Annotated in this window: 7 protein-coding genes; 2 read left to right on the top strand and 5 right to left on the bottom strand. The window is 73.6% G+C overall.

The features are described 5' to 3' along the window. Positions 1-451: fructosamine kinase family protein (locus GTW08_RS21215; RefSeq protein WP_202417490.1), on the top strand; the 451-nt coding region annotated here is incomplete at its 5' end. Here GTW08_RS21215 and GTW08_RS21210 read toward each other — a convergent pair. Both GTW08_RS21210 and GTW08_RS21205 read right to left on the bottom strand, forming a co-directional pair. After that, on the bottom strand, positions 448-1725 hold the full coding sequence (locus GTW08_RS21210) for a class I SAM-dependent methyltransferase (protein WP_237454038.1): 1278 nt from the start codon (positions 1723-1725) through the stop codon (positions 448-450). The two genes, GTW08_RS21215 and GTW08_RS21210, sit on opposite strands and share 4 nt — an antisense overlap. A 38-nt stretch (positions 1726-1763) precedes the next feature. Beyond that, positions 1764-3128, bottom strand: coding sequence for an FAD-binding oxidoreductase (locus tag GTW08_RS21205; RefSeq protein WP_073577075.1), 1365 nt, complete (start codon positions 3126-3128; stop codon positions 1764-1766). 120 nt (positions 3129-3248) lie between these two features. Between GTW08_RS21205 and GTW08_RS21200 the strand changes: the two genes are divergently transcribed. Then, positions 3249-3953 (top strand): dienelactone hydrolase family protein, encoded by a 705-nt coding sequence (locus GTW08_RS21200; protein WP_073577076.1) that lies wholly within the window; start codon positions 3249-3251, stop codon positions 3951-3953. 4 nt (positions 3954-3957) lie between these two features. Here the strand turns inward: GTW08_RS21200 and GTW08_RS21195 are convergent, their stop codons facing one another. The 3 genes from GTW08_RS21195 to GTW08_RS21185 form a co-directional block, all read right to left on the bottom strand. Beyond that, entirely contained in the window at positions 3958-4944 is a 987-nt protein-coding gene (locus tag GTW08_RS21195; RefSeq protein WP_073577077.1) for an aldo/keto reductase, read from the bottom strand. Between the two features lie 49 nt (positions 4945-4993). Further along, positions 4994-6529, bottom strand: a complete 1536-nt coding sequence (locus tag GTW08_RS21190; RefSeq protein ID WP_073577078.1) for an AbgT family transporter — start codon at positions 6527-6529, stop codon at positions 4994-4996. Next, the coding region (locus tag GTW08_RS21185) for an alpha/beta hydrolase family esterase (RefSeq protein WP_161152429.1) at positions 6526-7386 on the bottom strand (861 nt) is incomplete at its 5' end. The genes GTW08_RS21190 and GTW08_RS21185, both read right to left, overlap by 4 nt.

Genomic DNA, 7386 nt, shown 5'->3' with positions numbered 1-7386 from the left:
CGCCACCGACCGGGTGCTGCCCTACCTGCGGGCCGCCCGGGACCGCGGCGCCCTCGACCCGGCCGGCGCCGCCGCCGTCGACGACGTGTGCGGGCGGATCGGTGCCCTGGCCGGTCCGGACGAGCCGCCGGCCCGGCTGCACGGCGACCTCTGGTCCGGCAACGTGCTCTGGTCGGGCGACGGGGGCGGCGACGGCGCTGCGTGGCTGATCGACCCGGCCGCGCACGGCGGCCACCGCGAGTCCGACCTCGCGATGCTGGACCTGTTCGGGCTGCCGCACCTCGACGTCGTCCTCGCCGCCTACGACGAGCACTCCCCGCTCGCCGACGGGTGGCGCGAGCGGGTCCACCTGCACCAGCTGTTCCCGCTGCTGGTGCACGCCGTGCTGTTCGGGGGCGGGTACGGCGCGCAGGCCGTCGCGGCCGCGCGCCGTCTCCGCCGACTCCCCTAATACGCCCCGTGCTCCCCGCGCAGCGGGAACCCGGCGGCCCCGCCGTCGGCGAGCTTCACACCCAGCACCTGGTGCAGCTGGATGTTGTTCAGCTCGAAGCCCAGCCGGCACGCTGCCATGTAGAGCCGCCACACCCGGGCCCGCCCGACACCGACCTCGGCGACGGCGTCGGTCCAGTTGCGCTCCAGGTTCGCGCCCCAGTCCCGCAGCGTCATGGCGTAGTGCTCGCGCAGGTTCTCCTCGTGCCGGATCTCGAAGCCGGCCTCGTTCATCGCGTCCACCAGCGCCGCGACCGGCTCCAGCTCCCCGTCGGGGAACACGTAACGGTGGATGAACGGGTCGGTGTGACGGTGGTCGGGCCGGTGCGGCTGGGTGATGCAGTGGTTCAGCATCCGCCCGCCCGGCCGGAGCTTGGCGTACATCGACGCGAAGTAGGAGTCCAGGTTGGCCTTGCCGATGTGCTCGGTCAGGCCGATCGAGGACACCGCGTCGTAGACGCCGTCGGGGACGTCGCGGTAGTCGAGGTGCCGGACCTCGGCCAGCTCGGACAGGCCCTCCCGCTCGATGGCCTCCTGCGCCCAGGCGGCCTGCTCGCGGGACAGGGTCACCCCGAGCGCGCGGACGCCGTGCTCGCGGGCGGCGTGGCGGACCATGCCGCCCCAGCCGCAGCCGACGTCGAGCAGCCGCATCCCCGGCTTCAGGTCCAGCTTGGTCGCCACCAGCTCGTACTTGGTGGCCTGTGCGGTCTCCAGCGACGCGTCGGCGTCGGGGTAGGCCGCGCAGGTGTAGGTCATCGACGGCCCGAGCACGAACTCGTAGAACCGGTTGGACACGTCGTAGTGGTGCGAGATGGCCTGCGAGTCGCGCCGCTTGGAGTGCAGCAGCCCCTTGGGGCGGGCCTCCAGGTCGGGCGGCGGCATCCGGTGCTCGCGCCAGTAGGGCAGCAGCCGGCGCGCCAGCCACAGCTGCTCCCGGCGCGGGATCGAGTGCAACGTCACCTCGGCCATCGCCCGCAGCGCGGTGTAGAGGTCCCCCTCCACGTCGAGCTCCTCGGTCACGTACGCCCGGGCCAGCCCGAGCGAGCCCGGGGCGCTCACCAGCCGGGCCAGCGCCCGGGGCGATTTGACCCGCAACGTGACCGGGGCGTCGTCGGGCCCCGACCGCGACCCGTCGAACCCCTCCACCCGCAGCTCACGCGTGGAACCCAGGACGTGGGACAGGATCCCCGCCACCGGCTCGGTCGTCGCGGCCCGCCGTTCCAGTACTCCTGTCATCGCCGATCCCTCCCCTGTCGATCCCCGCGGTGCGCTCGTCAGCGGCCGGTGACCTTGGCGAACAGGTCGGGAGACCGACCGTCCGGGTCGTACCGCTGCTTCACCGCCCGGTAGGCCGCACCGTTGTAGTGCGACCAGAACTCGTCCTCGCCGTAGTGCACGGTCGAGTACAGCGACTTGTGCCCGCCCAGGTCGGCGACACACTCCTCGATCAGCCGGTTGTGTGCCCACCGGTCCCCCGGCTTCTCCGCCACCGAGGACCAGAAGCCGACATTGACGTAGAGCCGGCCCGGCTCCATCGGGTACAGCGGCCAGCTCCGCTCCCCGCGCAGCTGCAGCGGGCACAGCCACACCGGCTCGATCCGGATCTCCCGGTGGAAGAACTCGAGGAACTCCGGGAGCCGCTCCACCGGGATCTCCACGTCCTGCACGACCATCTCCTCGGCGGTCCCGCCGAGGGCCTCCCGGACCCGGTTCGACGCGCCGTGACGCTGGTCGAGGGCGACGAGACGGCGGTAGACGTCCGAGCGGCGCAGGCGGCGTGGCCAGAACCGGCGCACCACCGGGTGCTGCACGCCGAACGCCCGCGAGCACCAGAACCAGTCGGTGTCCCAGCGCCACAGGTAGTCGTGCACGGTGAGGTGGTCGACCGGGCGGCGCTGCAGCGACCGGTAGAACACCTCCTGACCGGTGTAGTCGGAGATCCGGGCGCCCGGCATCGGGGCGTCGACGAACTCCCCGGTGGTCAGGTACTGCTCGTCGGGGCCGAACACGACACCGTCGAGGAAGTCCACCTCGCCCGCCGCCACGAACCGCTCGATCGCCGCCGACGCGGCGGAGGCGCTCGCGTACCGGTGGTGGGTGAGCTTCACGAAGGGCTTCACGGGCGCCAGCTCGACGACCAGGCGGACCGCGTAGCCGAGCGTGCCGTAGGAGTTGGGGAACGCCGCGAACAGGTCGGCGTGCTCCCCGTCGGGGGTGACGTGCAGCAGCTCCCCGGCCGGGGTGAGGACGTCCATCTCGAGCACCGACTCGTGCGGCAGCCCGTCGCGGAACGACGTCGACTCGACCCCGAGCCCGGTGACCGCGCCGCCGAGGGTGATGGTCTTGAGCTGCGGGACGACCAGGGGCATCAGCCCGTGGGCGAGGGTGGCGTCCACGATGGTCTCGTAGGTCGCCATCCCTTGGACCTCGGCCGTGCGCCGGTCCGGGTCCACACCGAGCACACCGTCCAGCGCGGAGGTGTCGAGGCGTCGCGCGGCGGCGCCGGTGTCGCGGTCGCCGAACCGGAACAGGTTCGACGACGGCTTCCCCAGCTGGACGGCGCCGGCTCCGGCGCGCGCCCGGCGCAGGTTCTCCACCGCGGCGTCGTGCGCGGTTCGGGTGGCGGTCCCGGCGAGCATGGCGGTGACGATAGACCCATATCGTTTGCGACGCTCATGATTAACGGAGGGTCCTCCGTCACAGGACGCAACGATCTTCCCGGCGGGCGGTACCGGCACCGTCGTGATGTCATCGCGCCCGTGGCACACACCAACGAGAACCCCGCGCAGAACGTCACCTTCCCCTCCGGCGGCGACACCGCGCACGGCTACCTGGCCCTGCCCGAGTCCGGGGCCGGACCCGGCCTGATCGTCATCCAGGAGTGGTGGGGCCTGACCGACCACATCGTCGACGTGACGAACCGGTTCGCGGCCGAGGGATTCGTCGCGCTCGCCCCCGACCTGTACGGCGGGCGCACCACGCACGACTCCGACGAGGCGGGGGCGCTGATGGGTGAGCTGCCCGTCAACGGCGCCGCGACCGACCTGGCAGGGGCGGTGGAGTTCCTGCTCGGGCGCGACGACGTCACCTCCTCGGCCGTCGGCGCGGTCGGCTTCTGCATGGGCGGCGGCTTCGTGCTGGTCCTCGCCGCGCAGCAGGGCGACAAGGTCGCGGCCGCCGTGCCCTTCTACGGGGTGCTCAAGGAGGACTACCCGTCGTTCGCGAACCTGACCGCGGCCGTGCAGGGCCACTTCGGGTCCGAGGACACCATGGCCCCGCCGGACGCGGTGGAGTCCCTCGCCGACCGCATCCAGGCCGAGTCCGGCACCCGCCCGGAGTTCCTGCAGTACCCGGCCGGGCACGCGTTCTTCAACGACGAGAACCACATGGGCACCTACGACGCCGAGCAGGCCGAGATCGCGTGGACCCGCGCGACGCAGTTCCTGCGCGAGCACGTCAAGTAGCGGCTCAGCGGGAGCGCAGCAGCTCCCGGGCCACGGCGGGCAGCGTGGCGGGTCCGGTGCGCAGCCGGACCCGCTGCGCGGCCGCGGTGAGACCGACGTACTCGTCGGAGGTCAGCACGATGTCCGCCGCGGCCACGTTCGACTCCAGCTGCGCCACGCTCGACGCACCGGGGATCGCCACCGTGTTCGGGTGGTACACCACCCACGCCAGCGCGACCTGCGACGGCGTCGCGTCGTGCGCGGAGGCGACGTCGCGCAGAGCGTCGGTGAGCGGGGCCAGCGCGGCCAGGTTCTCCGGCAGCCACTCCGGCTTACTGCGGCGCACCGCGTTGGTGGGCCGGTGGCCGGCGTCATAACGGCCGGTGAGCAGGCCCTGGGCGAGCGGGCTGTAGGCCATCACGATGCGGCCGTGCGCGGCGGCGTGCGGGACGAGGGCCGCGACGGGCCTGCGGCGCAGGAGGCTGAACTCGACCTGGTTGGACAGCACGGGTCCGCCGAGCGCCTCCTCCGCGGCCAGCCAGCGGTCCAGCGTGTACGACGAGACGCCGGCGTGGCGGACCAGCCCGGTCCGCTGCAGCTCGGCCATCCCACGCATCGCCGACGCGTCGCCGACCAGCGGGTGCGGCTTGTGCACCTGGTAGAGGTCGATCTCGGTCACCCCGAGCCTGGCGGCGGAGGCGGCCGCACGGTGCCGCAGCACCGGGCCCAGGGGCAGGACCGGGAAGAACTTCGTCGCGATCACGACGTCGTCGCGCCACCCGGGGCCACCGCAGGCGCGCAGCGCGTCGCCGAGGATCCGCTCGCTGCGCAGCGGGCCGTAGAGCTCCGCGGTGTCGAACACGGTGACGCCCAGCTCGCGGGCGCGGGCGACGATCCGCCCGGCCTCCAGCGCGTCGCCGTAGCCCCACTCGCTCGTGCCGAACTGCCAGGTGCCCAGGCCCATCACCGACCAGCGTCGTGGACCGGGACCGGGACCGTCGAGGTAGCGCACCTGCGCCAGTGTCCCCCACCGTCCCGGTCCCCGCCCCGCGTCCGTCCCCTCAGCGGACCGGGGCCCCCGGGCCCAGTGGGATCCCCAGTGCCCACCAGGCGAAGAACAGCAGCGTCCAGACCGCCGTCATGGCAACGGCCAGGGGCAGCGTGTACGACGCGAGCGTCCCGATGCCCGCGTCCTTGCGGTAGCGCTGCAGGAACCCCAGCGCCATCACGAAGTACGGGCTCATCGGGGTGATCGCCGTCGAGCCGGAGTCGGCGATCCGGAACAGCGCCTGGGTGGTCTCCGGCGGCACCTCGACCAGCATCAGCATCGGCACGATCACCGGCGCCGCGATCGACCACATCGCCGTCCCGCTGGTGACCATCACGTTCACCACGGTGAGCACGGCCAGCACCATCAGGAACACGACCGGGATCGGGACGCCGGTGGTGCGCAGCGCGTCCGCGGCGACGACGGCGAGCACGTCCCCGACGTGGGTCCAGTCGAAGTAGGCCAGGAACTGGGCGATCGCGAAGAACAGCGCCAGCACGGGGGCCATCTGCCGGATCCCGTCGGCCATCAGCTTCGGGACGTCGGCGGCGGTGGCGATCGTCCCGACCGCGCGGCCGAAGACGATGCCGAGCAGGCCGAACAGCAGCGCGATGACCGCGCCGATGCCCTCGACCAGCGGGGACTCGACGACCGAGCCGTTCTCGCCGCGCAGCGGGGACCACTCCGGGGCCATGACCGCGGCGAGCAGGACGGCACAGCCGAGCAGGACCCAGCCGGCGCGGCGCAGGCCGGTCCGCTCGGCCGCGGACAGGCTCAGCCCGGCGACGTCGTCGTCGGGGGCGTCGGGGTCGGGGTCCAGGTCGGGCCGCTTGGCCAGGACGACCCGGGTGACCAGCGTGATCACCAGCGCGAGGACGACCGAGGAGGCGATGTTGAAGAACCAGTTGCCGACCGGGGTCACCACGACCGCCGGGTCCACGATCCGGGCCGCGGCGGTGGTGATGCCGGCGAAGATCGCGTCGTTCGGGGTGGGGACCGGGCTGGCGTCGTAGCCGGAGGCGATCGCGGTGTAGGCGACGACGATCCCGAGGATCGGCGAGCGCCCGACCGCCCGGAACGCGAGCCCGCCGAGCGGCACCAGGATCACGTACGCCGCGGCCGACGCGACGTGCGCGACGGTCCCGGCGAACGCGACCGCGAACACCACCAGCGACGCGGGCACCCGGGCGACGCCGGCGCGCATGGCCGCGGCGAGCAGCCCACTGCGCTCGGCGACCGCGACACCCATGATCACCGTGACGATGGTGGCCATCGGCGGGAACTGCGCGAAGTTGTCGATCATCGACGAGACGGCCATCGCGAGGCCGTCGCCGGAGAGCAGGTTCCGCACCGCCACGGGCTCGCCGTCGGGTGCGACGACGGCGACGCCCGCCGCCGCCAGCCCGGCGCTGACCACGGCGAGGATCGCCGACAGCACCCAGAACAGCCAGAACGGGTGTGGCAGCGCGTTCCCGACCCGTTCGACGACGGCCATCGCCCGCACGAGTCGGGGCAGCTCCCGGTCCTGGGTGGCGGCGGGGGTGCTCATCGCGGTCCCCCGAGGCCGAAGAAGTCCCCGACCAGGGCGGTGGCGCGGACCGTCTGCGTGGTGACGCCGCCGCCGGAGTAGGCGGTCGCGCCCGGCCAGGTGTGGCCGCCGCCGTCGACGGCGACGTGCCGCACCCGGGCCCCGTCCCGGCAGCCGCGCCAGGTCGCGATGGTCACGTCGGGCTCGATCCGGCGGGTCTGCGGGCGGGCCCGGCAGCCGTCGCGGGCGACCCACTCGGCGACCTTCGCCGGGATCGCGGGCAGGCCGCGGTCGGCGTCGCCGGTGTAGGGGATGGTGGCGTCGCCGGTACCGTGCACGAACAACGCCGGGACCGGCCGGCCGGGCCGGCACGGCGGTTCGCCGTCGCGGTAGTAGGCGCCCGCGACCGGGGCGATCGCGGCGATCCGGTCGGGCATCCGGCAGGCCAGGATCTCGGTGAAGCCGCCGCCGTTGGACTTGCCGGTGGCGAAGACCCGGCCGGGGTCGACGCAGAGCGTGGACTCCAGCTCGTCGAGGAGGTCACCGGTGAAGGCGACGTCGTCGACGCCCGGCGCCGAGTACGGGGCGCCCTGCCAGGAGCGCTTCCCCTCACCGCCGGGGACCCCGTCGGGGTAGGCGACGACGGCGGGCAGCCCGGACAGGCCGGAGAAGTCCTCGGTGGTGGCGCCGTCGTTGCCGCGTCCGTGGAAGACCAGGACCACCGGGGTGGGCCGGTCGGGGCGGTACCCCTCGGGCAGGTGGACGCGCACGGTGCGGGCCAGGCCACCGCCGTCCACGGTGCGGACGGCCGTGGTGCCCGGTGCCTGCGGTGGGGTGAGGCCGCAGCCGGGGCTCCGCGCTCCGGCCGGGCCGCCCGC

The sequence above is a fragment of the Pseudonocardia sp. SID8383 genome (genome assembly GCF_009864975.1).
Classification (GTDB): Bacteria; Actinomycetota; Actinomycetes; order Mycobacteriales; family Pseudonocardiaceae; genus Pseudonocardia; species Pseudonocardia alni.
The sequence above is the reverse complement of the archived record's forward strand: the minus strand, read 5'-3'. Positions and strand labels throughout refer to the sequence as shown.